Origin of the sequence: Pseudarthrobacter sp. ATCC 49987 (assembly GCF_009928425.1) — a bacterium.
Classification (GTDB): domain Bacteria; phylum Actinomycetota; class Actinomycetes; order Actinomycetales; family Micrococcaceae; genus Arthrobacter.
Window position 1 is genome coordinate 703430 of record NZ_JAABNS010000001.1, and the last position, 18597, is coordinate 722026.

Consider the following 18597-nt stretch of genomic DNA (forward strand, 5'->3'; position numbering starts at 1 on the left):
ATGATTGTTGGCATTGGCGTAGACGTCGTAGACATTGAACGGTTCGGCCGGCAGCTGGAGCGCACCCCCGGGCTGCGCGACCGGCTGTTCGTCCCCGCGGAGCGCGAACTGAACACCCGCTCCCTGGCTGCCCGGTTCGCCGCCAAGGAGGCAGTGGCCAAGGTCCTCGGCGCTCCGGCCGGCATGAACTGGCAGGACTGCTGGATCGGGCTGGACCAGAACGGGCCCACCGTCCAGGTCAAGGGCACGGTGCTGGCCGTCGCGGAGTCGAAGGGTGTCAAACGCTGGCATCTGTCGATGAGCCACGACGGCGGCATTGCCACGGCGACGGTCATCGCCGAAGGCTGAGCTGTACACGCCTGACAAGAGCCGGACTTCCCCAGCGACAGCACCGCGAATGGACTGAAACCATGATCAGCGCCTACACCGGAACCCAGGTACGAACAGCTGAAGAGCCGTTCCTCCTGGAGGACGGTGTGGGCGCTGTTCTTATGCAGCGGGCCGCGTACGGGCTGGCCAACGCCGTCGTCCGCGAAGTCCGGGCCCGCGGCGGCCGCCTCTACGGCGCCAGTGTCACGGTGCTCGCCGGCAAGGGCAACAACGGCGGGGACGGGCTGTTCGCGGCCGCCATGCTGGCCCGCCGCGGCATGAGGACGACGGCGGTACTCACCGCGGGGGAGGCCCACCCGGACGGACTCGCAGCCTTCCAAGCCGCCGGCGGCCGGGTGCTCCGCCTGACGCCGGAGAACGTCGCCGTTGCGGCGGCGGCAGCCGCCGGAGCCGGGGTCGTCATCGACGCGGTCCTCGGCACCGGCGCGCAGGGCGGACTCCGCGGCCCCGCCGCGGCGCTGATCGATGCCCTGACAGGGGCGCCAGGACACTCGCACTCCGGCCTCGTGGTGGCCTGCGACATCCCCAGCGGCGTGGACGCCGATACCGGCGTTGCCCACGCCCCCGTGCTCGGCGCGGACATCACCGTGACGTTCGGGGCGGCAAAAGCCGGTCTGCTGGCCGACCCGGGTGCGGACTTCGCCGGCCGCGTCCAGGTCATTCCGATCGGGATCGAGGCTGCCCTTGCGGAACCGGCCCTGCGCCGCTTCGAGGCCGAGGACCTGTCCGCGCTCCTGCCCCATCCCGCACGGCGCTCCCACAAGTACTCCCGCGGCGTCCTGGGCGTCGTGGCCGGCTCGCAGCAGTATCCCGGGGCCGCCGTGCTGGCGTGCCGCGGCGCGCTGGCCTCCGGGGTGGGCATGGTGCGTTACCTCGGCCCGCCGGACGTCGCCGACCTGGTCCGCCGGTCCTGCCCGGAGGTCGTGTGCGGCTCCGGCAGTGCCGCGGATACCCACGTCCAGGCCTGGCTCCTGGGGCCGGGCCTCGATGAGCAGGCCCACGAGCAGCTGGCGCGCGTCCGTGACGCCGCGGCCACCGGGCTTCCCGTCGTGGCCGATGCCGGGGCCCTGCCGGCCCTGCCCCTCGCTCTCGCCCCGCAGTTCGTGCTGACGCCGCACGCCGGAGAACTTGCCGCCCTGCTGGCCCGCTACGGCGCAGAACCCGGCCGACCCGAGGTGGAGGACGCGACCCTCGCGGCCGTCCGGCGTGCCGGTGAGCTGACCGGCGCCACCGTGCTGCTCAAGGGCGCCACGACTCTGGTGGCCGCGCCGTCGGGTACCGTCTTCAGCCAGGCCGAGGCGACTCCCTGGCTGGCGACGGCCGGCAGCGGCGATGTCCTGGCGGGTGTGCTCGGGTCCCTGCTGGCGCAGCTGGCCGGAAACTCCGGGGCGTTCGCCGCCTATGGCATCCCTGCCGCCGACCGCTGGGCCGCCATCGCGGCGCTGGCCGCCAGCGTCCACGGCCGGGCCGGAAGCCGCGCCTCGCGCGGCGGTCCGGTGACGGCGTCGGACGTGGCGAAATCCGTCCGGGAGGTCATGACAAAGGTGTAACAAAGGCGCGCGCCAGTGCGCCGAGTCAATTAGTAACCCTACTTACAAGTAGTCTGTCTAGAGAATTTTCGCGACGCACGAGGAGTACACATGGAAGTCTGGCCCGGAACGGCTTACCCGCTGGGAGCCACCTTTGACGGCACCGGCACCAATTTTGCCCTGTTCAGCGAACGCGCCGAGCGGGTGGAGCTGTGCATCCTTGCTGATGATTTGAGCGAGACGCGGATCGAGCTGACCGAGGTGGACGGCTACGTGTGGCACTGCTACCTGCCGCACATCCAGCCGGGACAGAAGTACGGCTACCGGGTCCACGGCCCGTACGAACCCGAGCACGGCAACCGCTTCAACCCCAACAAATTGCTGATGGACCCCTACGCCAAAGCCGTCCAGGGCCAGATCGACTGGGACCCGGCGCTCTTCACCTACGAATTCGGCGACCCCGACTCCCGCAACGACGCCGACTCGGCGCCGCACACCATGCACGGCGTGGTCATCAACCCGTTCTTCGAGTGGGACGGCGACCGCCAGCTGCGGATCCCCTACCACCAGTCGGTCATCTACGAGGCCCACGTCAAGGGCCTGACCGAGCTGCATCCGGAGGTCCCCGAAGAGCAGCGCGGCACCTATGCCGGCGTCTCGCACCCGGCGGTGATCGACCACCTGAAGAAGCTGGGCGTCACCGCGATCGAACTGATGCCCGTGCACCAGTTCGTCAACGACGGCACGCTCGAGGAGAAGGGCCTCACCAACTACTGGGGCTACAACACGATCGGCTTCTTCGCCCCGCAGAACACCTACAGCTCCTCCGGTGATGTCGGGCACCAGGTCCAGGAATTCAAGGCCATGGTCCGCGATCTGCACAAGGCCGGCATCGAGGTGATCCTGGACGTCGTCTACAACCACACCGCGGAAGGCAACCACCTCGGCCCCACACTGTCCTTCAAGGGCATCGACAACCAGGCCTACTACCGGCTGGTCGACGACGACCTGAAGCACTACATGGACTACACCGGCACCGGAAACTCCCTCAACGTCCGGCACCCGCACTCCCTCCAGCTGCTGATGGACTCCCTGCGCTACTGGGTGACGGAAATGCACGTCGACGGCTTCCGCTTCGACCTCGCCTCCACCCTGGCCCGCGAGTTCTACGACGTCGACAAGCTGTCCACCTTCTTCGAACTCATCCAGCAGGACCCGATTGTCTCCCAGGTCAAGCTGATCGCCGAGCCGTGGGACATCGGCCCGGGCGGCTACCAGGTGGGCAACTTCCCGCCGCAGTGGACTGAATGGAACGGCAAATACCGCGACACGGTCCGCGACTTCTGGCGCGGCGAGCCCTCGACCCTGGGCGAGTTCGCTTCCCGCCTGACCGGCTCGGCCGACCTCTACGAAAGCTCGGCCCGGCGCCCGGTGGCCTCGATCAACTTCGTCACGGCCCACGACGGCTTCACCATGCGCGACCTCGTGTCCTACAACGAGAAGCACAACGACGCCAACGGCGAAGGCAACAACGACGGCGAATCGCACAACCGCTCCTGGAACTGCGGCGAGGAAGGGGACACGGACAACGACCACGTCCTGACCCTCCGCGCCCGCCAGCAGCGCAACTTCATCGCGACCCTGCTGCTCTCACAGGGTGTCCCGATGCTCCTGCACGGCGACGAACTCGGCCGCACCCAGCAGGGCAACAACAACACCTACTGCCAGGACTCCGAACTGAGCTGGATCCACTGGGACGCGATGGACCAGCCGCTGGTGGAGTTCACCGCCGTCGTCAACAAGATCCGCCACGACCACCCGACCTTCCGGCGCAGCCGCTTCTTCGACGGCCGCCCCGTGCGCCGTGGCGAGGGCGAGAAGCTGCCGGACATCGTCTGGCTGAAGACGGACGGCACCGAAATGCTCCCGGAGGACTGGGACAGCGGCTTCGGCCGGACCATCGGTGTGTTCTACAACGGCCACGGCATCCAGGAGCAGGACTCCCGCGGGCGCCGGATCACGGACGACAGTTTCGTGCTGTGCTTCAACGCCCACGACGACGACGTGGACTTTGGGCTGCCGACCGAGGAGTACTCACGGTTCTGGGACGTGCTGGTGGACACCGCGGACCAGGCCGACACTGAGGAACCGCTCAAGGCCGGCTCTGTGGTGAAGCTGGCGGCGAAGTCGATGGTGGTGCTCCGGGCACACTCCGGCCCCGAGGTGGAAGTTGACTACTCCGCGGCCGCTTCGCTGGCTTCCATGGCCGAGCACGAGGAAGCCCACGAGGAGATGGCGGAGGCCCAGGAGGAGGCCGCCGCAACCAGCGCCGCGAAAGCTACCGCTAAATGAGGACCCCCGTTTCCACCTACCGGCTGCAGATCCGGCCCGGCTTCACCCTGCAGGATGCTGCCGGGACCGTGCCCTACCTGAAGTCGCTCGGCGTGGACTGGATCTACCTCTCGCCGATCCTGACCGCGGAAAAGGGCTCGGACCACGGCTATGACGTCACCGACCCCTCCGCGATCGACCCGGACCGCGGTGGCGCCGAGGGCCTCGCCGCCGCGTCACGGGCGGCGCGGGAGGCCGGCATGGGCGTGCTGGTCGACATCGTGCCCAACCACGTCGGCGTCGCCACCCCCGCGCAGAACCCGTGGTGGTGGTCCCTGCTCAAGGAGGGACAGGAGTCCCGCTACGCCGCGGCGTTCGACGTTGACTGGGACTTCGGCGGCGGCAGAGTCCGGATCCCCGTGCTGGGGGAGGACTCCGACGTCGACGCCCTGGAAATCACGGACGGGGAGCTGCGGTACTACGACCACCGCTTCCCGCTCGCCGAGGGCAGCTTCACCGCAGGTGACTCCACTGCCGATGACCCACGCGAGGTCCACGACCGGCAGCACTACGAGCTGATCGGCTGGCGCCGGGCAGACACCGACCTGAACTACCGCCGGTTCTTCGCCGTCAACAGCCTCGCCGGCATCCGGGTGGAGCTCCCCGAGGTCTTCGACGAGGCCCACGCCGAGATCGTCCGCTGGTTCGACGAGGGCCTGGTCGACGGGCTCCGGATCGACCACCCGGACGGACTGGCCGACCCGGAAGGTTACCTGCGCCGGCTCCGCGAGGTCACCGGAGGCAGCTACCTGCTGATCGAGAAGATCCTCGAACCGGGGGAGGAACTCCCGGCCGGCTTCGACTGCGACGGGACCACCGGTTACGACGCCCTCGCGGACGTGGACCGGCTCTTCGTCGACCCCGCCGGGCAGGCAACCCTCGACGCCCTCGACACCGAGCTGCGCGGCGGCCAGGCCGCGGACTACGAGGACATGATCCGGGGCACCAAGCGCCGGATCACGGACGGGATCCTGCACTCCGAGATGCTCCGGCTGGCCCGGCTGGTGCCGTCCGGCACGGGACTCAGCATCGGCCAGGCCGCGGACACCCTGTCGGAGATCATCGCCGCCTTCCCGGTCTACCGCAGCTACCTGCCCGAGGGCGCTGACGTCCTGAAGGAGGCGTGCGAACTCGCCGTCCGCCGTCGTCCTGAGCTGGCAGGCGCCGTCGGGCTGCTGCTGCCGTTGCTGCTCGACGCCGGTCCGGCGGACGGTGCCGAACTCGGCCGCCGCTTCCAGCAGACCTCCGGCATGGTCATGGCCAAGGGTGTGGAGGACACCGCCTTCTTCCGCTACACCCGGCTGGGCACCCTGACGGAGGTCGGGGCCGACCCGACCGAGTTCTCGGTCACGCCGGACGAGTTCCATCGCCGGATGACGCGCCGCCAGGCCGAAACCCCGCTGTCCATGACCACGCTGAGCACCCATGACACCAAACGCAGCGAGGACACCCGTGCCCGGATCTCCGTGCTCGCGGAGCTGGCCCCGGAATGGCGGGCCGCCCTGGCCCGGCTGCAGGAACTGGCGCCGCTGCCCGACGGACCGCTGGCCAACCTGCTGTGGCAGGCCATTGCCGGTGCCTGGCCCGCGGACCGTGAGCGGCTGCAGTCGTATGCGCAGAAGGCGGCCCGCGAGGCCGGCAACTCGACCGACTGGCTGGACCCGGACGCCGCCTTCGAGGAGAAGCTGGCCGCCGCCGTCGACGCGGCCTTTGACAACCCTGACGTCCGGGCGGAACTGGAATCCCTCGTGGAGCTCCTGGCACCGTACGGTGCCGTCAATTCGCTCGGCGCCAAGCTGGTGCAGCTGACCATGCCGGGAGTCCCCGACGTCTACCAGGGCACCGAGTTCTGGGACCGCTCGCTGACCGATCCGGACAACCGGCGGCCGTTTGACTACGGTGCGCGGTGCGCCGCCCTGGCCGCGCTCGACGCCGGCGAACGTCCGGCGTCGTACACCGACGAGTCGGTGAAACTCCTGGTCACCTCGCGGGCTTTGCGCCTGCGCCGCGACCGGCCCGAACTTTTCACCGGCTACACGCCGGTTGCGGCCACCGGGGCAGCGGCCGGGCACCTGATCGGCTTTGACCGCGGCAGCGCAGGGGCCGCCGGCGCCGTGACTCTCGCTACCCGGCTGCCCCGCGGACTGGAGCAGCAGGGCGGCTGGCGGGACACCGCCGTCGTCCTTGCCTCTGCGATGACGGATGAACTGACCGGTGCCACGTTTGGCCCCGGCGCCGTGGAGCTGGCCGCGATTCTGGCCAGCTACCCGGTGGCCCTGCTGGTTCCTGCCCAGCACTGATTGAACCACCGAACGCGAACGGAAAGCTGTGATCACTGTGCCTGCCGATGGAAATGACCGCTTTGACCTCTGGGCGCCGGAAGCGGGCACCGTGACGCTGCTGGCCGGCGGCCGGCAGTATCCGATGACCCGCCGGCCCGACGGCGGGGCTGGTGGTGGCGCAGGCGGTGGTGGCGCAGGCGGTGACGGCTGGTGGACCGCGCCGGGCGCCCCTGCCCCGGTCTCCGGGGACGTCGACTACGGCTACCTCCTCGACGGGGACACCACACCCCTTCCTGATCCGCGGTCCCGCCGGCAGCCAGCCGGCGTCCACGCCCTCTCGCGGACGTTCGATGCCGGGAGCCACCAGTGGGCCGACAGCCAGTGGAAGGGCCGCGGGCTGCAGGGCGCCGTGATCTACGAGCTGCACCTGGGCACCTTCACCCCCGAGGGGACCCTCGATGCGGCCATCGGGAAGCTGGACTACCTCGTGGAGCTCGGCATTGACTTCGTGGAGCTGCTGCCCGTGAACGGCTTCAACGGGACGCACAACTGGGGCTACGACGGCGTCCTCTGGTACGCCGTGCACGAAGGCTACGGCGGACCCGCCGCGTACCAGCGCTTCGTCGACGCCGCCCATGCCGCCGGGTTGGGCGTCATCCAGGACGTGGTCTACAACCACCTCGGCCCCAGCGGGAACTATCTTCCGCGGTTCGGGCCCTACCTGAAGTCGGGGGAGGGCAACACCTGGGGCGACTCGGTGAACCTCGACGGCCCCGGGTCCGACGTCGTGCGCCGCTACATCCTGGACAACGCCGCCATGTGGCTGCGGGACTACCATGTGGACGGGCTGCGGCTCGACGCCGTGCATGCCTTCAAGGACGAGCGGGCTGTCCACCTGCTTGAGGAATTCGGTGCGCTCGCGGATGAAGTCTCCGCCGAAACCGGACGTCCTGCGACGATGATCGCCGAGTCGGACCTCAACGATCCGCGGCTGCTCTACCCGCGCGGCGTCAACGGCTACGGCCTGGCCGGGCAGTGGAGCGACGACTTCCACCACGCGGTGCACGTCAATGTCAGCGGCGAGGCCACGGGCTATTATGCGGACTTCGAATCCCTTGAGGCGCTGGCCAAGGTCCTGGTTGACGGGTTCTTCCACGACGGCAGCTACTCCAGCTTCCGCGGCCGGCACCACGGCCGGCCCATCAACACCGGCGTCGTCCACCCGGCAGCGCTGGTGGTCTGCAGCCAGAACCACGACCAGATCGGCAACCGGGCCACCGGGGACCGGCTGTCCCAGACCCTGGGGTACGGGCAGCTGGCGCTTGCCGCCGTCGCAACCCTGACCTCGCCGTTCACCCCCATGCTGTTCATGGGCGAGGAATACGGCGCCACCACCCCGTGGCAATTCTTCACCTCGCACCCGGAGCCGGAACTCGGGAAGGCCACTGCGGAGGGCCGGATCCGGGAGTTCGAGCGGATGGGCTGGGACCCCGCCGTCGTGCCCGACCCGCAGGACCCGGAGACCTTCACGCGCTCCCGGCTCAACTGGGCCGAAGCGGCCGAGGGCGGCCACGCCCGCCTGCTGGAGCTGTACCGGCAGCTGATCGCGCTGCGGCGCTCGACGCCGGAACTCGCCGGACTCGGCTTCGAGGACACCGCCGTTGCCTTCAGCGAGGCGGACCGCTGGCTCCGCCTGCGCCGCGGCAGCGTGGAAGTGGCCATGAACTTCTCCGCCGGGCCGCGCCGGCTCGCCGTTACCGGAGCGTCGATGGCGCTGGCGACCGACGACGCCGTGCGGCTCACCGCCGGCCAGCTCGACCTGCCCGGCCACAGTGCCGCCATCATTTCGAAATAGGACAGGATAGTAGGACAGGATAGTACGTATGACTTATGTTGCAGCAGAAACCCGTTACGACTCCATGCCGTACCGCCGAGTGGGCCGCAGCGGGCTGAAGCTCCCCGCCATTTCGCTCGGCCTCTGGCACAACTTCGGGGACGACTTGCCTTTCGAAATCCAGCGCGCCATCCTGCGCCGGGCCTTCGACCTCGGCGTCAACCACTTTGACCTGGCCAACAACTACGGGCCGCTGGCCGGTTCGGCCGAGACCAACTTCGGCCGCCACCTCAAGGACGATTTCGCGCCCTACCGGGACGAGCTCATCATCTCCACCAAGGCCGGCTACAACATGTGGCCGGGACCGTTCGGCGAATGGGGTTCCCGCAAATACCTGCTCGCCAGCCTGGACCAGTCGCTGACCCGCATGGGCCTGGACTACGTGGACATCTTCTACAGCCACCGGCCCGACCCGGAAACGCCGGTGGAAGAGACCATGGGCGCCCTGGACCACGCCGTCCGCTCTGGCAAGGCCCTCTACGCGGGCATCTCCTCCTACACCCCGGAGCAGACCCTCGAGGCCGCCCGGATCCTCAAGGAGCTCGGCACCCCGTTGCTGATCCACCAGCCCAGCTACTCCATGCTGAACCGCTGGACCGAAAACGGCAGCCCCAACCTGTACGAGGCACTGGAACAGGTGGGTGCCGGCTCGATCGCGTTCTCGCCGCTGGCGCAGGGCATGCTGACCGACCGCTACCTGAACGGGATCCCGGCCGATTCACGCGCCGCCCAGGAGAAATCCCTGGCCGAAGACAGCATCACGGAGGACAAGCTGGACCGGGTGCGTGGCCTGCACCGGATTGCCGAAAGCCGCGGGCAGTCGCTCGCGCAGATGGCCATCGCCTGGATCCTGCGGGAGCAGGGCAAGGGCTCCGCAGTGACGTCGGCGCTGGTCGGGGCGTCCAGCGTCCGGCAGTTGGAGGACACCCTGTCCGCCATCAACAATCTCGGCTTCACGGCCGCGGAGCTGACGGCGATCGACGAGTTCGCCGTCGAGTCCGACATCAACCTGTGGGCCCAGAAGTAGCCGGCTCCGCCCGGAAGTAACACAACGGTGCGGCGGCCGGGAACAACCTAGGTCGCTGCACCGTTGACTAGAATGCTAAGGGCGCCGTACGGCGCCGTGCCCGCTGCCGCCGTCGTGCATCAGAGTACTTCCGCGCCGGGCACATGAAGTTGTCCCCAAAGGAGTTCCGTGTCTTCACATCCGATTCGTGTTGCAATCGTCGGCGTAGGTAACTGTGCCACTTCGCTGGTCCAGGGCGTCGAGTACTACCGGAATGCCGACCCCACAGCCACGATTCCGGGGCTGATGCACGTGGAGTTCGGCAAATACCACGTCAACGACGTCGAGTTCGTTGCCGCGTTCGACGTCGACGGCAAGAAGGTGGGCCTGGACCTGTCCGACGCCATCCTGGCCAGCGAAAACAACACCATCAAGATCGCCGACGTGCCGCCGACCGGTGTCACCGTCCAGCGCGGCCCGACCCTCGACGGTCTCGGCAAGTACTACCTCGAGACCATCGAGCAGTCCACGGAGGAGCCGGTCGACGTCGTCCAGGCACTCAAGGACGCCAAGGTCGACGTGATGGTCTGCTACCTGCCCGTCGGGTCGCAGGAAGCCGCCGAGTTCTACGCCCAGGCCGCGATCGACGCCGGCGTGGGCTTCGTCAACGCCCTGCCGGTCTTCATCGCCGGCACCAAGGCCTGGGCGGACAAGTTCACCGCCGCGGGTGTCCCGATCGTGGGCGATGACATCAAGAGCCAGATCGGTGCCACCATCACGCACCGCGTCATGGCCAAGCTGTTCGAGGACCGCGGCGTCACCCTGGACCGCACCTACCAGCTGAACGTCGGCGGCAACATGGACTTCAAGAACATGCTGGAGCGCGACCGCCTCGAATCCAAGAAGATCTCCAAGACGCAGGCCGTCACGTCCAACGTGGAAGCCGACCTCGCGCCGCGCGACGTCCACATCGGCCCGTCGGACTACGTCCAGTGGCTCGACGACCGCAAGTGGGCCTTCGTCCGCCTCGAGGGCCGCAACTTCGGCGATGCCCCGGTGTCGCTCGAATACAAGCTGGAGGTCTGGGACTCGCCCAACTCCGCCGGCGTGATCATCGACGCCATCCGCGCCGCCAAGATCGGCCTGGACCGCGGCATCGGCGGCCCGCTGCTCTCCGCGTCGAGCTACTTCATGAAGTCCCCGCCGGAGCAGTTCAACGACGACCTCGCCCGTGACAAGGTCGAGGCCTTCATCCGTGGGGACCTGGAGCGCTAACCCCTCCCGCCTCGCCCCGGTTGCCCTATCACTTACGGTCCCCAAATCCCTGGTTTGGCCGCCACAAGTGATAGGGCAACCGGCGTTTAACGGGTGCGGAGCGCGAGCCGGACCCGTCGGACGGCACCGCGGAAATCATCCGCCAGATCGTCGGCATTGAACTTGAAGTAGCGCCAGCCGGCCGCGTTGAACGATTCGTCGCGGCGGATGTCGCGGGACTGCTGTTCGCGTGTGCGGTGGTGGCCGCCGTCGTACTGTATGGCGACCCTTTGCCTCCGGTAGCCGAGGTCCGCCGCGGGGGAGTAGGGGTCGCCCGGCGCGATCCGGAGCTGCAGCTCGGGCTCCGGCAGCCCGGCGGCGGTCAGCGCCAGGCGCAGGAACGTTTCCGGGGCGGAGTCGGAGCCGGGCCGGATGAGCTCCAGTGCCTGGCGCGCTTTCACGATTCCTTTGAGTTTCGGGTGCCGTGTGAGCATCGCCCTGAGCTGGGGAAGTGTCGCCCACGGCTCCGTGCGGCCCTCCAGACCAACGCGGGGCCGCCGCACTAATTGGTCGCCAACCGCCACGAGATCCTCCAGCGGCAGGATGCGGGCAAGGTCCAGCCAGGTCCGGGCGGGCGTTGACATCCGGATTCCGTCCCAGACCATGAGCTCGTCGTCGAACACCAGGACGGTATGCCCGACCACACCCTCACGCCGGACCGGCGGCAGCGCCTTGGGCTTGCTGAGATGCAGTTCCCGGACCCCGCGATACCACGAGGGAAGCCACAGCCCCAGCAGCACAGCGGCCGTAAGGTGCGAAATCCACGCGCCCGGCGTCGCAGCTGACAGGGCGCGGGCCAGCCCGCGGAGTTCGAACTCCCAGCCGGTGGGCAGATAGAGCAAACGTCCGGCCGTTGTGAGATCGGAAGCACGGAGCCGGGCGTCGCCCAGGCTCGCAGCCCGCGCCTCATAGACGGTGAACGGGGCTGAGGCGAGGTGCGCAGGCAACGCTGCTGGTGGTCGCATGCGGACCATTCTTATCCGAACGCTGGATCCCCGCTCGCGTTATCCACAGGCGTCCGTTGCGCTATCACTTTTGGTCCCCATCCGCCGGAAATGGCAGCCAGAAGTGATAGGGCAACGGGTCTAGAAGAGGCCGACGGGGTTGCCGCCGGCGTCGACGTCCATGCGCATTGCGGCCGGGACCCTGGGCAGTCCCGGCATAGTCATGACCGCGCCGGTGAGGGCCACGATGAAGCCCGCACCGGTCTTGGGGATGAGGTCGCGGACGTGCACAGTGAAACCCTTCGGGGCGCCCAGCTTGGCCGCGTCGTCACTGAAGGAATACTGGGTCTTCGCCATGCATACCGGGAAGCCGGACCAGCCGTTCTTCTCGATCTCCGAGAGCCGCTTGAGGGCCGGGACGGAGAAATCCACCCCGTCGGCGCCGTAGATTTCCTGCACGATCGTCCGGATCTTGTCCTCCACCGACATCTCCAGCGGGTACAGGTGCCGGAAGGTGTGCGGCGCGTCAATGGCCGCGGCAACCTTGGCCGCGAGCTCGTCACCGCCGTCGCCGCCCCCGCCGCGGCCCCAGACGTCGGCCACGGCCGCCTGGACGCCCTCCGCGGCGCACCATTCCAGCAGCCAGTCCAGCTCCTCGCGGGTGTCTGTGGCGAACTTGTTGATCGCCACCACCGGGGTGATGCCGAACTTTTCCACGTTGCGGACATGACGCTGAAGATTGACGACGCCGGCAGCCAGCGCGTCCAGGTTGGGCTCCTTAAGCTGGTCCTTGGCGACGCCGCCGTGCATCTTCAGGGCTCGGACGGTCGCCACGATCACGACGGCGGACGGAGCCACATCGGCGACGCGTGACTTGATGTCCATGTATTTTTCCGCGCCCAGATCCGCGCCGAAACCGGCCTCGGTGACGACGATGTCCGCGAGGCTGCGGGCGGTCTGGGTGGCGATCAGGGAATTGCAGCCGTGGGCGATGTTGGCGAACGGTCCGCCGTGGACCAGGGCAGGGGTCCCGGCGATGGTCTGCACCAGGTTCGGTTTGATGGCGTCCTTGAGCAGCATGGTCAGGGCGCCCTGGACCCCCAGCTGGGCCACTGTGACCGGCTGCCGGTCGTAGGTGTAGCCAAACGTGATGCGGCCCAGCCGATCCCGGAGGTCGGCGAGGTCCGTGGCGAGGCAGAAGACCGCCATGATCTCCGAGGCGACGGTGATGTCGAAGCCGTCCTGCCGCGGGATGCCCTGCGTGGGACCGCCCAGGCCAATCACGACTTCGCGCAGGGAACGGTCGTTCATGTCCAGCACCCGCTTGAACGTCATCCGGCGCGGGTCGATATTCAGCTCGTTACCCTGGTAGATGTGGTTGTCCACGAGGGCCATGAGGGCGTTGTTCGCCGAGGTGACGGCGTGGAAATCGCCGGTGAAGTGCAGGTTGATCTCATCCATCGGCAGCACCTGGGAGTAGCCGCCGCCCGTGGCGCCGCCCTTCATGCCCAGGATTGGGCCGAGCGAGGGTTCGCGCAGCGCGATCATCACCTTGTGGCCGGCACGGGCCAAGGAGTCCGCCAGCCCCACCGTCGTGGTGGACTTGCCCTCGCCGGCGGGCGTGGGCGACATCGCGGAGACGAGCACCACCTTGCCCGGGGCGCGGACCGGGCCGCCGGCCGTCGAACCCGCGAGCTTGGCCGGATCGATCTTCGCCTTGAACCGGCCGTAGAGCTCGATGGCCTCGGCGCTGATACCGGCCGCGGCAGCTATCTCCTCGATCGGCTTCATCGTGGCCTTCTGCGCGATCTCCAGGTCACTCAGCGCTGCGGCACCGCCGGACGGTGCGGCGGTGGCAGCGGTTCCGGGAGTCGTGGTTTCAGACATCCTTGTCCTTTGGCTCGTGGCGTCGGTGGGTGTACCGGCCAGTGGTTTCAGGCCGCTTGTCAGCGGCCCGCGGTTCCGGTGGAGGGCGTGTGGCCCACCGGAATGGTCAGGTTTCCAAAATACTGGCTCAGCGCGGTGTGGTAGCTCTCCAGCGTGATCGCTGCCGTGCGTTGCCAGCCGAATTCCTGTGCGTGGAGTGACGCCGCGCGGCCCATGTCCTCGCGGGTCGCCGGGTCGTCGAACAGGGCTTCCAGGGCATCGGCCCAGTCCGCGGCCTTGTGGCCCTCGACGAGCAACCCGGTCCGGCCGTCGAAGATGGCCCGGGACAGACCGCCGACTTTGGTGGCCACCACCGGTGTCCCGCACGCCTGGGCTTCGAGCGCCACGAGACCAAAGGATTCGCTGTAGGAGGGCATCACCACGACGTCGGCGGACCGGTACCAGCCAGCCAGTTTCGGAGCGCTGACCGGCGGATGGTGGGTGACGACGTCGTCCATCCCGGCGGCGCTGATCAGCGACTTCAGATCGAAGTCCCGGGACCCGCTGACCGCCCCGACGATAGTCAGCTGAAGGTCGATGTCAGGGCGGCGTGCCCGCAGCAGGGCGGCGGCCTTGACCAGGACCTGCGGGCCTTTCAGTCGCTGGATCCGCCCCGCGAACAGCAGATGGAAGCGGCCCGGCGGCACTCCGTGGGCGGCCCGGGCCCGGCTGCGGAACGCCGGCGTGAAGATCTCCAGGTCAACGCCCGGCGGGGCCACATCGATGTTGTCGTTGTCCGCGTTGTAGTGCGAAACCAGTTCCGCCGCTTCGGTGCCCGTATTGGCGATCAGCCGGGTGGCGCCGTCGACAATGCGCTGCTCGCCGTCCTCGCGCCGGCGCGGTTCCGGCTGCTCACCGGCAACCAGCAGCAGGTTCTTCACTTTGGCCATGGTGTGCATGGTGTGGACGAGGGGAAGTCCCCACAGGCTGGCGAGCTCGAGCCCGGCCACCCCGGAAACCCAGTAGTGCGAATGGATCACGTCATAGCGGCCGTGCGGCTGGAGCTGCCGGATCCGGTCGATTTCAGCAACCATGCTGTGCAGCAGCTCGGGCAGTTCCTCCTTGGGCAGCTTCCGGGCCGGGCCGGCCAGGACGTTGTGGACGCAAACTCCGGGGGAGGGGTGTTCGACGGCGGCCTGCCCGGCGGACGTGGAACGGGTGAAGATCTCCACCTCGACGCCGGTATCGGCCAGGGCCGCGGCGAGGGCGCGGATATAGACGTTCATGCCCCCGGCGTCACCGGAACCGGGCTGCTCCATCGGCGAGGTGTGCAGCGAGAGGAAGGCGACGCGGCGGATCAGCGACATTCTGCTCCCTCCCTCCCGTGGACAGGTCCTGATGGCGCCCTGTTGGACACTGCCGGATCTGCGTTTCGATAAAACACTACTCCTGAAGTTCCCGCGGGTTCACAGGGCGGCGGGCGGCGCCGGTCACAGGGCCGGGCGTGCTGCTAACGTGACGGCTGTGAGCACAGAAGATCAGACAGCATCCACCGCCCCCGGCTGGGTCATCCGTCCGGCCGCCGGCACGGACTGGCCTGCGGTCTGGGAGATCCTTGAGCCCGTCATCAGGGCAGGGGAAACCTTCACCTGGGACCGGGACACCACCGAGCACCAGGCCCGCGAACGCTGGTTCAAGCAGGCCCCGGGCCAGACCTTCGTCGCGGCGGGGCGGGGTGAGCTCGCAGGGGTCATCCTGGGCACCGGCGAGCTGCACGCGAACCAGGGCGGCGGCGGAAGCCACGTCGCCAATGCCGGGTACATGGTCCATCCGGCGCACGGGGGCAAGGGGGTGGCCCGCGCGCTGTGCGCCTACTCGCTGGACGCGGCACGGGCCGCCGGGTTCCGCGCCATGCAGTTCAACGCCGTCGTGGAAGCAATGTCCGGGCCGTTGCGGCCTGGCGGTCCATGGGCTTCGAGGTGCTGGCCACCATCCCGGACGCGTTCCTGCACCCGCGCCTGGGCTATGTGGGCCTGCTCGTGATGTACCGCAGGCTGTAGGTCCGGGACCTACTGCCTCCCGCGCCAGAGCTCCTGCAGTTCCGGAAATGCGTCCTCGTACCCGGCCAGCAGTTTTCCCGCGAGGTCCCCGGAGCCGACCAGCGGGTGCCCGGCGAAGGCCGCCAGGGCCGCGTCCCGCCGCCCGGCCCCCGTTGACCCGGCATCCCGGCTGGTGGCCGTCACGACGAGCCGTTCGACGTCCTTGACCTGCCGCAGCAGCGCAAGTTGCGCCAGTGCCGGGCGTTCCTGCCGCAGGGGGGTAACTCCGTCGGGCGTCACCTGGCAGGGGACCTCGACGACGGCGTCCGCCGGCAGCCCCGGAATGGCCGGGTCGCCCGCGCCGGATTGGCCGGTGCTGTTGGGGGTGTTCAGGATCAGCTCCGCCGGGCCGCCGCCGGAGAGGGCGCGCATGACGGCGAGGGCGACCCGTTCGTAGCCGCCGCCGGCCAGATCCGTTTCATCCCGGCGCTCGCCGGCGGCCCGGGCTTCGGCGAGATAGCCCTCCTCGCGGGACCGGCGGGCGGCATCCCACAGGGGGTAGGCCTCCGGACCGGCGGCCGCGAGCTGGGGATAGAGCTCGGACTGCTGCCGGTCGATGGACTCGCCGCGTGTCGTGGCGGCGGACCGGATGCCGGCCAGGGCACGTTCGGTCTCGTAGTAGTAATAGAGGTATTCATTCGGCAGGCACCCCAGGTCAGCGAGGAAGGGCTGCGGAAACAGCCGGCCTTCCTCGAAGCCGGCCAGGGCGCCGGCGTCGGCCAGCAGCCCGGGCAGCCTGTCCCTGCCCCCGGACTCCAGCCGGTACAGCCAGCCGAGATGGTTCAGGCCGTAGTACCCGACGCCGTCGAGCGTTCCCTCGGGCAGCACGACGCCGGCGGCGAGTGCCGCCCGGTGCACCAGCCCGCTGGCCGAATCGCAGATGCCGACCACGTTGCGGCCGAGCACCGGAACCAGGGCCTCGGTGACCATGCCCGCCGGGTTCGTGAAGTTCAGCAGCCACGCATCGGGGCAGTAGCGGCGCATGTGGGCAGCGAGGTCCAGCATGCGGGGGATGGAGCGCAGCGCGTAGGAGATGCCGCTGGCCCCCGTGGTCTCCTGGCCCAGGAGGCCCAGGTCCAGGGCCACCCGTTCGTCCGCGATGCGGCCAGCTGTCCCGCCGGGGCGGATCGCGGCGAAGACGAGGTCCGTGCCGCGCAGCGCCTCGGCCAGGGATGTGGTGGCCCGGACGGCGGGAAGGGCGGCGGCGCGGGGCGCGTCCTGTTCTGCGAACGAGGCCAGCACCGCGTTAATGGCGGCGAGGCGGCCGGGGTCGACGTCGTACAGCACCAGCTCCCGGACCAGTCCGGCGAAGGGTCCCGCGCAGAGCGCCCGGTAGACCAGCGGTACCCGGAATCCGCCGCCCCCGGCAATCATCAGCCGCATGCCGACAGTCTATGCACACCGGCCCCGTCCGGGCCCGGCGCACGCCTTTCCAGCGGTTCCGGGACGGCGTAGGGTGCATACATGGACGCGATACCGACGCGGCGTTTCGATCCGCTTTCCGCCGTCCGTACCCCGGCGGGGGAGGGCTTCGATCTGCTGCTGACCGGGACCGTCTTCCAGGACATCATCTTCACCGGACTGCCGCACGCCCCTGTCGCCGGAACCGAGATCTGGAGCGACGGGATGGGCAGCTGCCCCGGAGGCGTGGCCAACCAGGCCATCGCTGCGGCCCGGCTGGGGCTGCGGACCGGGCTGGCGGCCGCATTCGGCGACGACGGCTATGGCGACTACAACTGGAAGATCCTGGCCGGACAGGAGCACGTGGACCTGTCCCTGTCCCGGCGGGTCGCCGGCTGGCACTCCCCGGTTACGGTGTCCCTCAGCGTGGAGCACGACCGGTCCATGGTGACGCACGGCCACCCGGCCCCGGTGAGCTCCAGTGAACTGGTCGGCTGTCCTCCGCCGGCGCTCGCGGCCGTTGCTGAGCTTGGTGAGGAGCTGGAGCCGTGGGCGCTCGACGCCTACAAGGCCGGGGTGCGGCTGTTCGGCGACGTCGGCTGGGATCCCACCGGCGCCTGGTCCTCCTCCCGGCTGGACAACCTCCAGTACTTCCACGCTTTTATGCCGAACCAGCACGAGGCGATGGCCTTCACTGGGCACGACAATCCGTGGGCGGCCCTCTACACTCTGGCAGACAAGGTGCCGGTCGCCGTCGTGACCCTCGGGCCGCAGGGGGCCATGGCCGTGGACTCCCTGACCGGCGAAGAGGAGTGGGTGCCGTCGTTGCCCGTGTCCGCGTACGATCCGACCGGCGCGGGGGACTGCTTCGGCGCTGCCTTCATCGTCGGCTGCCTGGCCGGCTGGCCGCTCGGTGACCGGCTGCGGTTCGCCAATCTCTGCGCAGCCCTGGCCGTTCAGGAGGTCGGCGGCTCGCTGGCCGCACCCGGTTGGGGCGACATCGCCGACTGGTGGCAGCGGGCCAACGCCCGGAAGGAACGGCAGAGCAGCCAGTGGCTTCGGCGGTACCGCTTCCTCGAGGACATCATCCGTGATGTTCCGCAGGAAGCGCAAAGGCGGGCGACGGCGACCATCGCGCACCTTTCAGACGCGTAGACGGAGTCCGTGCGCGGCGCCCCTCCCGCTGGACATGCCCTCCGCTCAGGTCCGGGAATGGACATGATGCCGTTGTGCCCAGTCGTGGGCGCGGGCACTGAGCATGTCCCTCGCTCGGGTGGCTCGGGTGGGCGGGGATGTGCATCACTCCTGGACCTGTTGGCCGCTGGACATGCCCTCCGCTCAGGTCAGGGATTGGACATAGTGCCGTTGTGCCCAGTCGTGGGCGCGGGCACTGAGCATGTCCCTCGCTCGGGCGGCTCGGGTGGGCGGGGAGTGCATCACTCCTGGACCTGTGGCCGCTGGACATGCCCTCCGCTCAGGTC

At 68.9% G+C, this 18597-nt stretch carries 13 protein-coding genes; 9 read left to right on the top strand and 4 right to left on the bottom strand.

Features of this window, described 5'->3' with window-relative positions:
- The 7 genes from GXK59_RS03395 (at nt 1) to GXK59_RS03425 (ending at nt 10767) form a co-directional block, all read left to right on the top strand.
- Nucleotides 1-348, top strand: a complete 348-nt coding sequence (locus GXK59_RS03395) for a holo-ACP synthase (RefSeq protein WP_024366340.1) — start codon at nt 1-3, stop codon at nt 346-348.
- A 62-nt stretch (nt 349-410) separates the two neighbouring features.
- Entirely contained in the window at nt 411-1940 is a 1530-nt protein-coding gene (locus GXK59_RS03400) for an NAD(P)H-hydrate epimerase (protein WP_160664375.1), read from the top strand.
- Between the two features lie 90 nt (nt 1941-2030).
- Nucleotides 2031-4271, top strand: coding sequence for a glycogen debranching protein GlgX (glgX, locus tag GXK59_RS03405; RefSeq protein WP_160664378.1), 2241 nt, complete (start codon nt 2031-2033; stop codon nt 4269-4271).
- Nucleotides 4268-6610 (top strand): malto-oligosyltrehalose synthase, encoded by a 2343-nt coding sequence (gene treY / locus GXK59_RS03410; protein WP_160664380.1) that lies wholly within the window; start codon nt 4268-4270, stop codon nt 6608-6610. The genes glgX and treY overlap by 4 nt, the downstream gene beginning before the upstream one ends.
- A gap of 31 nt (nt 6611-6641) precedes the next feature.
- Entirely contained in the window at nt 6642-8447 is a 1806-nt protein-coding gene (gene treZ / locus GXK59_RS03415; protein WP_160668961.1) for a malto-oligosyltrehalose trehalohydrolase, read from the top strand.
- A 28-nt stretch (nt 8448-8475) separates the two neighbouring features.
- Complete coding sequence (mgrA, locus tag GXK59_RS03420) at nt 8476-9513, top strand: L-glyceraldehyde 3-phosphate reductase (protein WP_160664382.1); 1038 nt, start codon at nt 8476-8478, stop codon at nt 9511-9513.
- A 168-nt stretch (nt 9514-9681) separates the two neighbouring features.
- Nucleotides 9682-10767, top strand: a complete 1086-nt coding sequence (locus tag GXK59_RS03425; RefSeq protein ID WP_160664384.1) for an inositol-3-phosphate synthase — start codon at nt 9682-9684, stop codon at nt 10765-10767.
- Between the two features lie 86 nt (nt 10768-10853).
- On the opposite strand, the gene GXK59_RS03430 is transcribed toward GXK59_RS03425, so the two are convergent.
- The 3 genes from GXK59_RS03430 to mshA all read right to left on the bottom strand — a co-directional run bounded on the left by GXK59_RS03430 (nt 10854) and on the right by mshA (nt 14983).
- Nucleotides 10854-11771, bottom strand: coding sequence for a DUF559 domain-containing protein (locus GXK59_RS03430; protein WP_160664386.1), 918 nt, complete (start codon nt 11769-11771; stop codon nt 10854-10856).
- Nucleotides 11772-11891: 120 nt separating this feature from the next.
- Nucleotides 11892-13637, bottom strand: coding sequence for a formate--tetrahydrofolate ligase (locus tag GXK59_RS03435; RefSeq protein WP_160664388.1), 1746 nt, complete (start codon nt 13635-13637; stop codon nt 11892-11894).
- 59 nt (nt 13638-13696) lie between these two features.
- Nucleotides 13697-14983: a D-inositol-3-phosphate glycosyltransferase gene (mshA, locus tag GXK59_RS03440; protein ID WP_160664390.1), complete on the bottom strand. Its 1287-nt coding sequence runs from the start codon at nt 14981-14983 to the stop codon at nt 13697-13699.
- A 157-nt stretch (nt 14984-15140) separates the two neighbouring features.
- Here mshA and GXK59_RS03445 point away from each other — a divergent pair, with 157 nt between their 5' ends.
- Nucleotides 15141-15659, top strand: a complete 519-nt coding sequence (locus tag GXK59_RS03445; RefSeq protein ID WP_337248056.1) for a GNAT family N-acetyltransferase — start codon at nt 15141-15143, stop codon at nt 15657-15659.
- A 26-nt stretch (nt 15660-15685) separates the two neighbouring features.
- Here the strand turns inward: GXK59_RS03445 and GXK59_RS03450 are convergent, their stop codons facing one another.
- Entirely contained in the window at nt 15686-17098 is a 1413-nt protein-coding gene (locus tag GXK59_RS03450; RefSeq protein WP_160664392.1) for a family 4 glycosyl hydrolase, read from the bottom strand.
- 81 nt (nt 17099-17179) lie between these two features.
- On the opposite strand from GXK59_RS03450, the gene GXK59_RS03455 reads away from it, so the two are divergent.
- Nucleotides 17180-18271, top strand: a complete 1092-nt coding sequence (locus GXK59_RS03455; protein WP_160664394.1) for a PfkB family carbohydrate kinase — start codon at nt 17180-17182, stop codon at nt 18269-18271.
- Nucleotides 18272-18597 lie beyond the last annotated feature (326 nt).

Bases quoted from the DNA above. Each gene is read 5' to 3' on its own strand.
- mshA (WP_160664390.1), bottom strand. From the start codon at position 14,983: ATGTCGCTGATCCGCCGCGTCGCCTTCCTCTCGCTGCACACCTCGCCG.
- GXK59_RS03450 (WP_160664392.1), bottom strand. From the start codon at position 17,098: ATGCGGCTGATGATTGCCGGGGGCGGCGGATTCCGGGTACCGCTGGTC.
- glgX (WP_160664378.1), top strand. From the start codon at position 2,031: ATGGAAGTCTGGCCCGGAACGGCTTACCCGCTGGGAGCCACCTTTGAC.
- mgrA (WP_160664382.1), top strand. From the start codon at position 8,476: ATGACTTATGTTGCAGCAGAAACCCGTTACGACTCCATGCCGTACCGC.
- treY (WP_160664380.1), top strand. From the start codon at position 4,268: ATGAGGACCCCCGTTTCCACCTACCGGCTGCAGATCCGGCCCGGCTTC.
- GXK59_RS03400 (WP_160664375.1), top strand. From the start codon at position 411: ATGATCAGCGCCTACACCGGAACCCAGGTACGAACAGCTGAAGAGCCG.
- GXK59_RS03455 (WP_160664394.1), top strand. From the start codon at position 17,180: ATGGACGCGATACCGACGCGGCGTTTCGATCCGCTTTCCGCCGTCCGT.
- GXK59_RS03435 (WP_160664388.1), bottom strand. From the start codon at position 13,637: ATGTCTGAAACCACGACTCCCGGAACCGCTGCCACCGCCGCACCGTCC.
- GXK59_RS03395 (WP_024366340.1), top strand. From the start codon at position 1: ATGATTGTTGGCATTGGCGTAGACGTCGTAGACATTGAACGGTTCGGC.
- GXK59_RS03430 (WP_160664386.1), bottom strand. From the start codon at position 11,771: ATGCGACCACCAGCAGCGTTGCCTGCGCACCTCGCCTCAGCCCCGTTC.